12 protein-coding genes are annotated in these 15,558 nt (G+C 38.2%); 3 read left to right on the top strand and 9 right to left on the bottom strand.

Features of this window, described 5'->3' with window-relative positions:
• Window positions 1-52 precede the first annotated feature (52 nt).
• Together G0028_RS08205 and cysS are read left to right on the top strand one after the other, a co-directional pair.
• Window positions 53-544: a hypothetical protein gene (locus tag G0028_RS08205; RefSeq protein WP_180047037.1), complete on the top strand. Its 492-nt coding sequence runs from the start codon at window positions 53-55 to the stop codon at window positions 542-544.
• A gap of 410 nt (window positions 545-954) precedes the next feature.
• Window positions 955-2,376, top strand: coding sequence for a cysteine--tRNA ligase (gene cysS, locus G0028_RS08200; protein ID WP_180047039.1), 1,422 nt, complete (start codon window positions 955-957; stop codon window positions 2,374-2,376).
• A gap of 63 nt (window positions 2,377-2,439) precedes the next feature.
• On the opposite strand, the gene G0028_RS08195 is transcribed toward cysS, so the two are convergent.
• The 4 genes from G0028_RS08195 to G0028_RS08180 form a co-directional block, all read right to left on the bottom strand.
• On the bottom strand, window positions 2,440-2,550 hold the full coding sequence (locus tag G0028_RS08195; RefSeq protein ID WP_227554806.1) for a YHYH domain-containing protein: 111 nt from the start codon (window positions 2,548-2,550) through the stop codon (window positions 2,440-2,442).
• A gap of 160 nt (window positions 2,551-2,710) precedes the next feature.
• Window positions 2,711-4,210 (bottom strand): succinate CoA transferase, encoded by a 1,500-nt coding sequence (locus tag G0028_RS08190; RefSeq protein WP_174492841.1) that lies wholly within the window; start codon window positions 4,208-4,210, stop codon window positions 2,711-2,713.
• Window positions 4,211-4,321: 111 nt separating this feature from the next.
• A complete protein-coding gene (locus G0028_RS08185) occupies window positions 4,322-5,497 on the bottom strand; it encodes a thiolase family protein (RefSeq protein WP_165353061.1) in 1,176 nt (391 codons plus the stop codon).
• A gap of 291 nt (window positions 5,498-5,788) precedes the next feature.
• Entirely contained in the window at window positions 5,789-7,570 is a 1,782-nt protein-coding gene (locus G0028_RS08180; protein ID WP_130073794.1) for an acyl-CoA dehydrogenase C-terminal domain-containing protein, read from the bottom strand.
• 468 nt (window positions 7,571-8,038) lie between these two features.
• Here G0028_RS08180 and G0028_RS08175 point away from each other — a divergent pair, with 468 nt between their 5' ends.
• On the top strand, window positions 8,039-8,659 hold the full coding sequence (locus G0028_RS08175) for a TetR/AcrR family transcriptional regulator (protein ID WP_174492843.1): 621 nt from the start codon (window positions 8,039-8,041) through the stop codon (window positions 8,657-8,659).
• A 54-nt stretch (window positions 8,660-8,713) separates the two neighbouring features.
• Here the strand turns inward: G0028_RS08175 and G0028_RS08170 are convergent, their stop codons facing one another.
• From G0028_RS08170 to G0028_RS08150, 5 genes are all read right to left on the bottom strand, one after another.
• Window positions 8,714-9,655 carry a LysR substrate-binding domain-containing protein gene (locus G0028_RS08170; RefSeq protein WP_130073796.1) on the bottom strand — a complete coding sequence of 314 codons (942 nt, stop codon included), beginning with the start codon at window positions 9,653-9,655 and terminating at the stop codon, window positions 8,714-8,716.
• Between the two features lie 307 nt (window positions 9,656-9,962).
• Complete coding sequence (locus G0028_RS08165) at window positions 9,963-10,790, bottom strand: SDR family oxidoreductase (RefSeq protein ID WP_180047044.1); 828 nt, start codon at window positions 10,788-10,790, stop codon at window positions 9,963-9,965.
• Between the two features lie 271 nt (window positions 10,791-11,061).
• A complete protein-coding gene (locus G0028_RS08160; RefSeq protein WP_180047066.1) occupies window positions 11,062-12,567 on the bottom strand; it encodes a flavin-containing monooxygenase in 1,506 nt (501 codons plus the stop codon).
• Window positions 12,568-13,089: 522 nt separating this feature from the next.
• On the bottom strand, window positions 13,090-14,334 hold the full coding sequence (locus G0028_RS08155) for a dihydroorotase (protein ID WP_130073799.1): 1,245 nt from the start codon (window positions 14,332-14,334) through the stop codon (window positions 13,090-13,092).
• 10 nt (window positions 14,335-14,344) lie between these two features.
• A complete protein-coding gene (locus G0028_RS08150; protein WP_174492846.1) occupies window positions 14,345-15,361 on the bottom strand; it encodes an aspartate carbamoyltransferase catalytic subunit in 1,017 nt (338 codons plus the stop codon).
• Between the last annotated feature and the right edge of the window lie 197 nt (window positions 15,362-15,558).

Raw genomic sequence — 15,558 nt, 5'->3', positions numbered from 1 at the left:
GAAGCAATCAAAGCAATGTAGTACATGACTTAAAACATTACGGAGGCGCTTAATGAGTAAGATTCAAAAACTACTATTAAATTTAAAAATGATAAATGAAAGCGATGTTTCGAATGAGCAAATACTACATAAAGTTGGTAATAATACTCTAAAGATTAAAACATTAGATGGTGGTTTAAGGAACTTAAGCCCAATGCTTGTTGAACGATTTAATTTTGTTGGTAAATGGGAAGATGCTTTTCTCTTGCAAACATGGCTAAGTCTTGATGAAATTAATAACCACCAAAATATTGAGCATTTAGTTGAAAATATAAATCTTAGAATAGAAAATTGGGATTTTGTGCCGCCAGCAACAGTTGGATTTTCAAAAATTTCTATTTTTGGTTTTGATCCATTTGATACTAATGAAACATACCTAGAGTGGGTTGCTGGGTATGAAGAGCCTAGAATATGGGTGTTCTTTGATGGCAATTATCACATGTTTAAAAATCTTGAAAGATTTTTAATGTATACAGTTGCTGAACTTAATAAAGATGATTTGTAATACATTTCAAACAATTGAAATATAATAATAAAATAAATTATTAGATCACCAATTATCTTTCTTAAAAATTGAATTTAATTTGAGATAAATATTAAAATATCTAAAATTAGATTTTAACTTAGATTAATATTGATCATTTAACATTGGTTGATGCATAGCGGAAGTAAAATTGGGTTGGTAATTTAATTTTTCATTCTCACTATTGTTTTAGGCAACAAATATCAATACCTCGAATCTCCCCATGCCTCGTTCAGCGACAAAATTCGTTATTGTTGCAATAATATTCATCCTTAAAAATCATTTACCTAAAAACTTAATCAAAAACTCATCTTTCTTTTGATTTTAACTTTATGAAAAAAAATGCTTAGGTTAAGATGAACCACCATTTTAATGAAGCATTTAGAAGCACTATGCAACCTTTTGTTCTTTACAATTCTGAGCAACGTAAAAAAGTTGAATTTGTACCCCGTAAAGAAGGACAGATCGACATGTATGTCTGTGGTATGACAGTTTATGATTACTGTCATATTGGACATGCGCGTGTGATGGTTGCATTTGACTACATTATCCGTTTTTTGCGTAGTCAGGGTTGGCAAGTCAAATATGTGCGTAACATTACCGACATTGACGACAAAATTATTAAACGTGCCAATGAAAATGGCGAAAGCATTACTGCTTTGACCGATCGTTTTATTACCGCAATGAATGATGATGCAGCACGCTTGGGCTGTGCTGAACCTGATGAAGCACCTCGTGCAACAGACTACATCGACCAAATGCAAAACATGATTGGTTCTTTGGTGGACAATGGCACAGCATATCCTTCAAATAATGGCGATGTCTATTTTGAAGTTGAAAAATTTGCCAAATACGGTCGTCTTTCGGGTCGTAAACTTGAAGATATGCAAGCTGGCGCTTCTGAACGTGTCGATATTGAAGTCGAGAAAAAACATCCGTTTGACTTTGTCCTTTGGAAACATGCCAAAGAAAATGAACCATCATGGGCTTCACCGTGGGGCAACGGTCGTCCAGGTTGGCATATTGAATGCTCAGCAATGTCGACCTGTTGCTTAGGCAATCATTTCGATATTCACGGTGGTGGTTCAGATTTAACCTTCCCACATCATGAAAATGAAATTGCCCAATCGGAAGCCTCTACAGGCGAACAATATGTCAATTATTGGATGCATGTTGGTTTCATTAATGTTGATGGCGAGAAAATGTCAAAGTCTTTAGGCAATTTCTTTACCATTCGTGATGTGATGGAAAAATTCCACCCTGAAGTGATTCGCTACTTTATCGTATCTTCGCACTATCGTAGCCCTGTCAACTTCTCTGATTTTGCACTCAAAGAAGCGAAAAATGCCTTAACTCGTTTCTATCATGCTTTTAAAGCCTATGAACAAGTGTATGGCAATACTGTTGTTGAAACTTTAGAAACAAATTTGGTTGAACGCTTTAATACGGCTATGCGTGATGACTTTAATACTTCAGAAGCACTTGCCGTGTTATTTGAAGTGATTAGAGAATTAAACCGTGCCGTAAAAGAAGAAAATGCACAACAGTCTGCACTGTACTACTCGACTTTGCGTTACCTCAGCGATATTTTAGGCTTAGGACAACATGATGTAGATGAGTTCTTAAAGTCAGATATTGGTCAAGAAGCATTGGCTTTATCTGAAGAGCAAATTGCCGATTTTATTCAACAACGTGTTGATGCAAAAAAAGCCAAAGACTTTACCAAAGCCGACGCCATTCGTCAGTCATTGTTAGATCAAGGTGTGGTTTTGGAAGATACTCGTCAAGGCACCATTTGGCGTCGTGCGGATTAAAGAAAATTCTTTTCTTTTTTGATAGATTATTAAAAAAGCAGGATTTTTTCCTGCTTTTTTAACTTAATGACAATGATGATCGCCCGTTTTACTATTGGTATGACAACCTTGTGAGTTGGTACCACCAGAATGAGCATTTGCAGCACTTACTGTTAAAATAACTAAACACAAAATGAAGAATTTATTCAAAATAATACCTTTTAAATCAATTATATAAAAACAATAGTGTATGATTTTTACTCAAAATATTCAAACTATATTATTAAAAAGCCGCATCACGATGATGATGCGGCTTTTTAATTTATGGATAAAAAAATAGGAATGACTAAAACCTTCAAGCTGACTTCATACTGCCTGTTTCTTCAAACTGCGCATGCCAAGCCAAAGCTTCACGCAAAACATGTGGAGTTTGACCACCCAACGCACATGCTCGTTCAAAATAACTCAGCAAATCAGCCTGATAACTTGGATGCGCACATTTCTCAATAATTTTTAATGCACGCTCACGTGGTGCAAGACCACGCAAATCTGCTAAGCCCTGCTCTGTAACTAAAACATCAATATCATGTTCAGCATGATCACAATGACTGACCATCGGCACAACTGAGGAAATCGCGCCACCTTTAGCAATAGATTTCGTCACAAAAATTGCTAAATGCGCATGGCGAGTGAAATCACCTGACCCCCCAATACCATTCATCATTTTAGTACCTGTGACATGGGTTGAATTGACATTGCCATAAATATCAAACTCAAGTGCGGTATTAATCGCAATAATACCTAAACGGCGAATAATTTCAGGATTATTGGAAAGCTCCTGCGGGCGCAGTACAATTTTATCTTTGTATTGCTCAAAATTATTCATGACACGTTTGGCACATTCATCCGACAAGGTCATCGAACAGCCTGAAGCAAACTTCATTTTCCCTGAATCGATTAATTTAAAAGTACAGTCCTGTAAAACTTCCGAATACATTTCTAGATCATGAAAATTAGAGTGTTCAAAACCTGCAAACACCGCATTAGCGATTGAACCAACACCCGACTGTAGCGGACCTAAATTTTCAGGTAAACGTCCCACTGCTACTTCATTTTCAAAAAAATGAACCAAATGTTTCGCAATCGCAAGCGTTTCATCATCTGCCTCATCCATTTTAAATGAGGTATCAGGCAAATCATTCATCACAATGGCTGAGATTTTACTTGGGTCAACATGAATCCCCACTGTGCCAATACGCTCACCTGCCGCAGTTAAAGGAATCGGATCACGATGTGGACGTGCTTTTGGCAAGTAAATATCATGCACACCCTCAAGTACAGGGCTAATGGTATTGTCAATTTCAATAATCACATGATCTGCCATTTCAATGAAATTTGCTGAGTTACCGCATGAACCTGTAGGAATAATTTGTCCATCTTCAGTAATTGCTGTTGCAGCAACCACAGCGACATTGATTTTCGGTAGGTTTTTATGACGAATATTATCGGCCAGTTCTGACAAATGCTGATCGATATACATCACTTCGCCATTATTAATGGCTTTACGTAAAGTTGGATCAGCTTGGTAAGGATAACGGCGTGCCAAAGCATGAGCATCATTTAAACGCCCATCAATGCGATTGCCCAAACTTGCACCTGTTGCCAAAGTAATCTTCATTGGATGATTTTGTGCATAATCTGCCAAGGCAAGTGGTACTGTTTTTGCTTCACCTGCACCACCAAAACCACTTAAACCGACCACTGCACCATCTTGAATGAATGAAATCGCCTTTTCTACAGACATGACTTTTTCGTGCAATGCTGCACAGCGAATACGCTCTAAACCGTTAATCATTGAAAAATCTCAAAATACAAAAAAAATAAAAATATTGCATGTCACTATCCAACACCCTTGCGCACAAGGATGTTGATTCATCTTGAGTTTTAAATCTATATAGAAAAACGATTAAATAAGCTCAATCGCAATCGCAGTTGCTTCACCGCCACCAATACATAAGGATGCAATCCCTTTTTTGCCACCTGTACGTTTTAAAGCATGAATCAAAGTGACAATAATACGAGAACCCGAAGAACCTAATGGATGACCGAGTGCACATGCACCACCATTGATATTGACTTTTTCACGATCTAAATTAAAACCATCGATTGCAAGCATTGCCACCATCGCAAACGCTTCATTCACTTCCCAAAGATCAACCTCTTCAGCAGTCCAACCTGTTTGCTTCAACACTTTTTCAATTGCGCCTACAGGTGCAATAGTAAACTCAGATGGATGCTGCGAGTTGGTTGCATATGCCACAACTTTTGCCAATGGTTTTAAACCACGTTCAGCAGCAAGCTCTTCAGAGGTGACCACCAAAGCCGATGCACCATCTGAAATTGAACTGGCATTCGCTGCGGTAATTGTTCCATCTTTTTTAAATGCAGGACGTAATGTTGGGATTTTATCAACTTTGGCATTTAAAGGCTGTTCATCTTGCTCAATAACCACATCCCCTTTACGTGAAGACACAGTAACAGGCACGATTTCAGCTTTGAAATAACCATTCTGAACTGCTTCAACAGCTTTATTCAAAGAACTAATGGCATAAGCATCTTGTTGTTCACGCGTATAGCCTTTTTTATCTGCCATTTCTTGTGCAAGAATACCCATAGAAAGGCCCGTTTCCGCATCTTCCAGACCTTCTTGGAACATATGATCTGTGACTTTACCATGCCCCATACGATAGCCTGCACGGGCTTTGTCCAACAAATAAGGGGCATTAGACATCGACTCCATGCCTCCTGCAACCACGATATTTGCCGAACCCGCTTTAATTGCATCTGCTGCCTGCATGACCGCTTTCATGCCTGAACCACAGATTTTATTAATAGTGGTTGCACCTGTTGTATCAGGTAAACCTGCCTGACGCATGGCTTGGCGTGCAGGACCTTGTTTTAAACCTGCAGGAAGCACACAACCAAAAATCACTTCATCAATATCTGTCGGTTGTAAACCTGCTCGTGCAACCGCTTCTTTAATGGCTACTGCACCTAAATCAGGTGCGCTACATGCCGATAATGCACCTTGAAAACCGCCCATCGCGGTACGTACTGCGTCTACAATTACAATCATTGTTATCTACCTATTCCATCTATTTTCAATTTTGTTATGCATTTTGAGCAAGCGTACTCACTCAAAACTGTCCATGATTAATCTTGAATCATGTTTCAAATAAATTATTGTAAGTACTGATAAGAGTATTACACAGGTAATAATCGTTCCCTCTCCTTTCAGGATGAAAAACGTCGTTTCTCAGGAGGGAGAATTTTATTTATGTACAATTCTCCTCATCCTAACCTTTTCCCTAAGCCTTATACAGCGCGAGAGAAGGAACTCTCATTACAAACTTATGCCTCAGCTAAAAACTTATCACGCCTGCGCTGTAAAATAGTCTTCAGGTAACTGCATAACTAACTCTGCACCTGCTTGGACACGCTGAATACGCGCAGCCAAATCAGGCAATACTTTCGCGACATAATACTGCGCTAACACGAGTTTATTCTGATAGAAGCTTTCCGACTTCGCCTGTGCTGCCTGAGCAATACGAGCAAACATATAAGTGAAGCTCAACAAGCCAACAGCATGTAAATAATCGACAGCAACTGCATTTGAAAAATCAGGATTCGCCTTCGCTTGCCCAAGAATAAACTGCGTCAATGATTCAACTTGATTACACACATCTAAAGTGGCAGCTTTAATGCTTAAAGCATCATCCATTACAGCTGCAAACTCACGAATTTCCGCAATATATTCCGCAATAAAAGCACCATTTGACTTAATGGTTTTACGACCAATCAAATCAATGGCTTGAACGCCATTCGTCCCTTCGTAAATCTGTGAAATACGTAAGTCACGAATACACTGTTCCATCCCCCATTCACGGATATAACCATGACCACCGAAACACATTTGTGCTTCTAATGCAGAATCGAGTGCCTTATCAGTTAAATAAGCTTTAGCAATCGGCGTTAACAATGCCACACGGTCATTGGCTTTACGCACAGCTTCGGCATCGGTTGAAAACTTGGTAATATCCAATTGCTGCCCTACATAGACTGCAAATGCACGAGAAGCTTCATTATTAGCACGTACATTCAATAACATACGGCGTACATCCCCGTGTACTAAAATAGAGTCAGCAGGTTTTTCAGGAGATTTCGCACCTGTAGCGGCACGACCTTGTAAACGATCCGTCGCATATTGTGCTGCATTTTGATAGGCATATTCAGATGCACCAATGCCCTGAATCCCCATCGACAAACGCTCATAGTTCATCATGATAAACATGGCTGCCAAGCCTTGATTTTCTTTACCCACCATAAAGCCTTTAGCAGCATCAAAATTCATCACACAGGTTGCCGAGCCTTTGATGCCCATTTTATGTTCAATCGAACCTGCACCTAAAGTATTACGCTCACCCAAGGAACCATCTTGGTTCACTAAAAATTTCGGCACAATAAAGAGCGAAATACCGCGAGAACCCGCAGGCGCATTTGGTGTTTTTGCTAAAACAAGGTGAATAATGTTTTCACACAAGTCATGTTCACCACTGGTAATAAAGATTTTAGTGCCCGTGATGTTATAAGAACCATCTTCATTCGGTTCAGCTTTGGTTTTGATAATCCCGAGGTCTGTGCCTGAATGCGGCTCAGTCAGACACATGGTACCTGACCATTCACCTGTATAAAACTTCGGTAAATAAGTCGCTTTTTGTTCTTCAGATGCTGCTTGATCAATTGCCATGCCTGCACCCACAGTCAACAGTGGATACAACATAAATGATGGATTAGTACTCCAAATCATTTCATCTGCAAGTACAGTCAGCATTTTAGGCATGCCCTGACCGCCCCATGCTTCATTTGCACCTAAGCCAACCCAACCACCATCTGCAAATTGTTGAAATGCTTCTTTAAAACCTTTTGGTGTTGTAACCACACCTTGATTGAACTGTGCACCGCCGTCTTCATCTGCTGAACGGTTTAAATCAAGAATGACATTCTTCGAAAATTTAGCCATTTCTTCCAAAATCGCATTGGCTGTTGCCATGTCCAAATGCGCTAAATTTTCATTGTTTTGCCAAAATTGTTCCGCTTTAAACACATCATTTAAAATAAAATCCATGTCTTTAAGCGGTGCATTATAGATAGGCATGTCGCATTCCTTTTTGCAGACTTCCTTATGATTAGAAGCCTTTTTACATAATAAAAATCGGTGAAAATCATCACTGGGGATATTTCAAATTACTTGAAATATCAACTTTTAAATCATCATATCAACAGCTTTGCAGTTACAAATGCCTGAACCAAGATCATAGCCAAGAAGTGATGATAATCCTAAATTGCATAACACATCTTGTGTCTTCAAAACTTTTGCAAGTTTTAGATTGTCAAAAACAATAAATGAAATCGATTAAAAATGGAATTTTATTCCAAGATATTGACCTCATAGGTTCAGTTTTATTGACAAATAATTCGAGAAAGTAGGATATTGAATATTTACGTGATTTTTACTTCTAAAACTGAAAATTATTGAATAAAACTAGACTATAGTTTTATTCAAGACAATGAATACCTGTTATAATTCATTTTCGTTCTTTATCCATAATTTGGAACTATTTAAATGAGTACAGTTCGCCAACAAAATTTTCTACTCAGAAAAGAGAAAATTTTAGCCATGGCAGAAACCCTTTTACTCGATAATAACCAAGATATTACCCTTGCTGAATTGGCGGCAGAGTTAGATATTGCCAAAGGCACCATCTATAAACATTTTAAAAGCAAAAACCAGTTGTATTTAGAGCTAATTATTCTTAACGAAAAACGCTTATTAGAAATTTCTAAAAACTACAATCATGATATTAAAACCTATGTATCGCAATATATGCTTTACAACATGCTGAATTCAAATCGTACAATCTTATTGCATGTCATCGAAGAACGCCTAACCAATAATGAGCGTAAACTCAAAGACTTATTTGAAGAATTATATCAAGTTCGTGAAGCGCGGATTTTAGAAATTCGTGATTTATTTGCAGATCATTTAAAATCATTAAATAGCATCATGTCCATCCGAGATTATCTTTCATATATTTGGACAGTGACGTATGGTGCATCCTTACTTTTAAATTCAACACATTACCAAAAGTCAATTGGTTCTCGTGAACGCCTGATCAAACTCTATGTAAATCAAGCACTCATGACACCCGACAAATTAACTGAATCTGAGCTCCAAGCGAATTAACTTCGAGTTAGACATCATCACTGAATCATGCAAAATGATGAGGTTTTTTCAGCCTTAGTCTCGCGCAACATTCAGTAATTGACTCGGCAAAGGCATCGAATTAACTTGACTAAAAATTTCATAACACATGTGTCGCAACCACTGATGACTGGTTTTATGATGGCAAGACATATGCCAATACTGTTTAATCGAATAGGTTGGAAAAGCAATCGGTGCAGGTAAAATTTGCAGATTACCACGCGATAATAAGACCTGACTTAAATAATACGGCACAGTGGCGATTGAATCTGTATCTTGCACCACCAAACCCACACCCAAATAACTCGGAATACGCATCAAAATATTACGTTTTAAGCCTAAATTATGTAGCTCATTTTCAATATGATAATGTCCAATGCCCGCATCAATATCAATGTGTGATTCATTCAAATATTGTTCAACAGAAATATTTTGATTATTCAAACGTTGATGATCCTTCGAAGCAATCACAACATAAAACTGCTCAAATAATTTTTGCTGATAAAAACCATTTTCCAAATGTGGTAAAAAACCAATCGCGAGATCAATCTCACCATTTGCCATTTGATAACTGGTTTCAGTGGTGATTGCACGCACATTGAGTTTAACATGCGGCGCATGTGCTTTGAGATATTGCGATATTTTCGGCAATAAGACCAAATGCGAGACATCAGTCATCGCAATCGTAAATTGTTGATGCGACGCTTCTTGATCAAAATCCACTGTAAAATTATTAATAATTTCAACTTTACTCAATGCTTCACTGACCAATGGGAATAATTGCTTCGACAACTCAGTGGGCACCATTTCATTGCCAATACGCAAAAATAATGGATCATTATAATGTGCACGTATTTTATTGAGGATATTACTCACCGTGGGCTGACTCATTTCTAAATGGTCTGCTGCCAAAGAAACACTTTTAAATTTATAAATATAATAAAAAATGCTGAGTAGTTTGCAATCCAGTTCAAACACGAAGTTAAATCTCACCTGTTATTTTGACTTTAAGAACAATGTTGTCATCAACATATTCGGATTTATTGACATCACTGATATGGCTTGCGTCATCGTCAGTATAGAACAATTGTCAATAAACCTTCATATATCATCTACCTTTTTCGACTATTTTCCAATGTTAAAATTTATCCTTATGTAGCATAAAAATAGCTTTTCAACGTATTTGTACATTTTTATTTCAACATCCAGATTTAAAAAAGCAAAGCGCATCTCTACGCGCTTGCTCTCTACGCAATAAGAGTCGAGATTTCTATGCGTTCTTAGGCTATTTTTCTACAAATAAATCAACCATTAATTCGTCATCAGTATCTGTATAGCGATATTGAGCAAAATCTGCCACTCCTTTTTCGCGTAATATATCTTCATCAATCATTAAACGCCCACTGATCGCACGTTTTTCGCTCGTTAAAATGGCATATGCTGCATCTGCCATAATCGTTGGTAAGCGTGCTTGATTAAAAAGTTGTTTGCCCCCAACGGTAAATTCAACAGCAGCGGTCGCAATAATCGTTCTTGGCCATAATGAATTGACACTGATACCATAATGGGCAAATTCCTGACTCATGCCAATGGTCAACATACTCATGCCATATTTGGTAATGGTATACGGTGCATAGCTTGCAAACCACTGTTCATCCAAATTTAACGGCGGAGAAAGATTTAAAATATGTGGGTTTTCACTTTTTTTCAAATAAGGCAATGCCGCTTGGCTACACACCATAACCGCACGAGTATTAATTTGATACATCAAGTCAAAGCGATTTGGATCTAGTGACTCGACTCCGGAAAGTTTAATTGCACCTGCATTATTAATCACCACATCAATACCACCAAAATGTTCCGCTGCCTGCTGCATCGCTTGCACAACTTGCGCTTGGTCACGCACATCTAACGCAATTGCAAGTGCTCGACCACCTGCTTCTTCGACCTCTTTGGCAACGGTATAAATTGAACCACCCAATTTTGGATGCTCTTCTGTAGATTTAGCAGCAATGACCACATAGGCACCATCTTTTGCGACACGTAATGCTATTTCACGCCCTATACCACGACTCGCACCTGTAATAAATACAGTTTTTCCTTTTAATGACATACATTCCTCAATTGACTTTTTATTTTACCTCTTGAATGTACGGTATAAGTTTTCATCACCACAGGACAAAATATGCCAAAATTCCCGATAAACTAGTGAAAATGTCCATTTTCCATCAACCAGTAAGTCATCTAAAAAAGATTGTAAAAGTACAAAAAATATGTCCTCAGCATTATGAGCTGCGAACGAATTGAACATAGCTTTGCACGAAAAATGCAACCCTTATTGATTAAATCTGCACTTTGCTTATATCGTTCTATTTATATTGTTTCTATAGGTGTGAATTTTTTGTGTCAGGCGTGTAATCAATCAAATACTCCGATAAATTAAATTGTTTCATTTTTTCACGCAGCTTAAAGGTTGTCCACGGCCACACCGTACTATTACGCCCATTACGGTCAATAAAGTAACTTTGACACCCCCCTTTATTCCACACAGTTGACTGTAATGCTGCCTGTACTTTCTCATTAAATTGCCGGCTAATTACTGGGTTTGGTTCAATGGTTTGAATATTTAACCGAATCGCTTGTTTCAAAGCATCCATAATGTAATTCAGTTGTGCTTCAATAATAATAAATGCCGATGAACTCACAGCAACATTAGGACCAAACATTAAGAAACCATTCGGGCAATTTTCAACCATTGTCCCCATATAACCTTCTGGGCTACCTTGCCAGACATCTGACATTTTTTGCCCAAAACGATTATAAACACGGTTGGCAATCGGTGGTTCTGCAATTTCAAACCCTGTTCCTAAAATGATCACATCAGCTTCACAGCTTTCACCATTTTTTGCAATTAAGCGATTCCCTTTAACTTCAGTTAATCCACTTGCGATCACATCCACATTTTTTTGAGCAAGTGCAGGATACCAATGATTTGATTGTAAAATACGCTTACAACCAATAATAAAATTCGGCGTTAATTTTTCACGTAGCACAGGATCTTTAATTTGAAAATTTAAATGCCATTTGGCAAGCTTTTGGAATTGTTTCATTGCAGCAGGACTTTGAATACCACCATTTATGGTTTCAAAAATTCCATAGACCGAACCACGCATCAGTTGTTGCGTCAAAGGTAATAATTTAAACATCGCACGTACAGGAGCAAGCAGTGGCATGTCCGATTTTGGCAAAACCCACTGTGCAGTGCGCTGAAATACGGTTAATTGTTGTACTTTAGGCTGAATCTGTGGCACAAATTGCAATGCTGAAGCACCCGTTCCAATTACTGCAACACGTTTTCCTGTTAAATCAAGATCATGTCTCCATTGAGATGAATGAAAAATCTCGCCTTTAAAGTCTTGAATACCGTTGACATTAGGCAATACAGGTTCATGCATTGGGCCACATGCCAAAATGGTAAACTGTGATCGCAATTCACCATGATTGGTCTGAATAATCCAACACTGTTGTTGGTCTGACCATTTTGCTTCTAAGGCTTCATGGTTTAATTTGACATATGGCATGACTTGATATTTATCAACCACATCTAATAAGTACTGTTTAATCTCAGCTTGAGGTGCAAATACGCGTGACCACGATGGATTTTGTTCAAAAGAATAAGAATACAATGCAGATGGTACATCACAGGCACAACCTGGATAGGTATTTTCACGCCATACCCCACCCATTTCTGAGGCTTTTTCTAGCAGAATAAAATCTTTAATCCCTGCTTCTTTGAGCTTAATTGCCGCACCTAAACCCGCAAAGCCGCCCCCAACAATAATGATTTTATAAAAATTTTGCCCATTACTGTTATTTTTGTGTTGATCCATCATAAAACGCTTAAAATACAAACAATAGGAGTACCATGTCAAAAACAGAATAGCTTGTCAATTTCCATTGTTGGACAGTTTGAATTATTTTTTGGTACTTTTCGCCTATGTCTGAAACGATACATTTAAGTCTTGCCGAAGGGCAACGCTTATAATTGCAAGCCTATAGTCTCAACGCTGCTTTTTTAGAGTTTTCCGAACATGGTTATCCTCAAAAGGCTTTCACAGATATTGTGAAACGTTTAGCTTCAATTATTTAAAACATGGCTTAAAATTAGGTATTTTTCGAGCAAATTTAGACGATGAAAATACAAGTCGCAACTTGGTGGCCATCATTACACAAGGTGCATTAAGATTTCTAGCCCAACCTGAGGATGAAATAGGCTTTAAAAAATTATGCCGATTCAGTTATTGACTTAATTGTGGCAGGAATAAAAGCAGACAAATAAAAACAAAACATTTAAAAATTGTGCATTTTCACAAGAGCTTATTTAAAACTCTTGTGAAATACATCGAATGGCATTAAGCAATAAAAGTTTTAACCACTTTACCTTTAATGGTTTGATCAATTAAAGGGGTATTTTTACCATGCGACAAAATGCTGTCTTTATTGATTGACCATTTAAGTTCAGGATCAACTAAAACCAAACCTGCTTGTTGCTGCCAAGTTTCAGTCATATTTGCCACTCGTGCAGGTGCAATGGTCACTTTTTCAACCCATTCTAGTGGGGTAAATAAGCCTTCTTCCACCAATTGCACACCGAAAGAAACATAACTATCAAAGGCTGTCATTCCTGGTTGCGTTTCAGCAAAAGGGGCAAGTTTTGCCGAACCACTTAAAGGTTCATGATGCGTACAAATCGCATCAATTACGCCATCTTTTACAGCTTGACGTAACAATTGTTTGTCTTGTTCTGAACGTAATGGTGGGCGTACATGTGCCAAAGAATTAAAACCATCAATAAGCTCATCGGTTAAATGCAATTGATGCATCGCAACATCGGCAGTGACAGGTAAACCTTTGGCTTTGGCATTTTTAATTAATTCAACAGATGCACCACTTGAAAGTAGACCAAAATGGGCTTTTACGCCTGTTGCTTCAATCATCAACAGATATTTTGCAATCGCAACCGTTTCAGCCAAAGCAGGAATCATCGGCAAGCCTTGACGAGATGCAATAAAACCCTCATGCACACAACCATCTTTGGCAATTTCATGCTCTTCTGCATAAAACACCACGGTCATGTCCAAACCTGCGGCATATTCTAAAGTACGAATCACCACATCATCGTCTTCAAATGTTGCATAAGCATTTGAAACTGCTGTACATCCACCTTTTTTCAATCCTGCCATATTTGCAGGTTGTTTGCCGAGTAAACCTTGCGTTTGCGCACCTATGACTTGTAAATAGATCCCGCCATCCAACATGGCTTTTTCTACTAAGCCATGAATCAAAGCCCCATTGTCTTGTACAATCGGCTTTGAATCAGGTGGGGTAAACACATGAAGAATACCGTTTTCACGTGCGGCTTTACCTTCTGACTTTAATGTACCATGTTGCTGTTGACCTGGTTCACGCAAACGTGCACACAAATCAACCATGGTTGGCATCAGCCATTTCCCTTGCCCATCAATGACTTCCGTAATTTGGCTTTGGTCAGGACGTGTCGTTAATAATTGACCATTTTCAATAAATACAGTGTCTACGCTGTCTGTTTTTTTGATGGGATCTAAGACGCGGACATTTTCAATTTTTACAATACACATGACTTTCACCTTAACCCGCGATCACATCTAACAAACCTTGCTCTTGCAACTGACCTTGCATCGACAATGCCAACACTGCCATTCGCACTGCAATACCATTGGTGACCTGATGTAAAATCACCGACTGTGCACCATCTGCAATACTTGAATCAATTTCAACACCACGATTCATTGGACCAGGATGCATCACGATACAATCGGGTTTTGCCAAAGCCAAGCGCTCTTTGTTCAAACCGTACATTTTATAAAATTCAGCTTGTGACGATAACGCAGGTGAATCAATCCGTTCGTTTTGAATACGCAAAGTAATGATCACATCACAATCTTTGATGCCTTCATCCATTTTGTTAAATAGACGAACGCCTTCACCATAATGATTGAAGCCATGTGGCAACAAAGTATTCGGCGCAACCACACGAATATCTTTACACCCTAAAGTTTGCAATGCGGCAATATCAGAACGTGCAACACGTGAATGTTTAATGTCACCAATAATCGCAATAGAAATGTCTTCAAATTTTTTCTTTGTTTCACGGCGAATGGTCAACATATCCAACATTGCTTGGGTTGGATGTGCATGACGACCATCACCTGCATTAATGATTGCAACATGTGGGCAAACATCTTTAGCAATAAAATGTGCTGCACCTGAAGAAGAATGGCGTACCACAAAAATATCCGCAGCCATCGCTTCAAGATTCCACAAAGTATCCCGTAATGTTTCACCTTTTGAGGTACTTGAACGTGCAATATCAATATTTAAAACGTTTGCTGACAAGCGTTTTGCAGCAGCTTCAAATGTAGTACGAGTTCGTGTTGAATTTTCAAAGAACAAATTCATCACTGTACGACCTTCCAATAAATTATTGGTAATCAGCTGATTTTGATCATTAAAAAAGGACGCCGCGGTGTCCAATATTTTGGTGAGAGTGTCTTTGGAAAGACCTTCGATGGTGATGAAATGTTTTAAATTTCCATCTTTATTGAGTTGAATCTGGCTCGGTGTATGCAATGCCGCCAAGTGCATGAGAGATTCCTTATACGTTAAGTCAACGTATTATACAGAAATGTCCCAGCTTTGGCAGATGAAGTTTTGGGCAAATAACAGTATATTTAATTTTTTAATATTTATCTTTTACTTTCAATTAATTATATTTCTTAAAAATAGTCAATCTTGTACACAAGCAACCTCTGCTCACTTCGTATTTAGAACCAAAACTATTG

The sequence above is a fragment of the Acinetobacter piscicola genome (assembly GCF_015218165.1).
Lineage (GTDB): Bacteria > Pseudomonadota > Gammaproteobacteria > Pseudomonadales > Moraxellaceae > Acinetobacter > Acinetobacter piscicola_A.
Note: the sequence above shows the minus strand (reverse complement) of the source record. Positions and strands in the feature narration are given on the sequence as shown.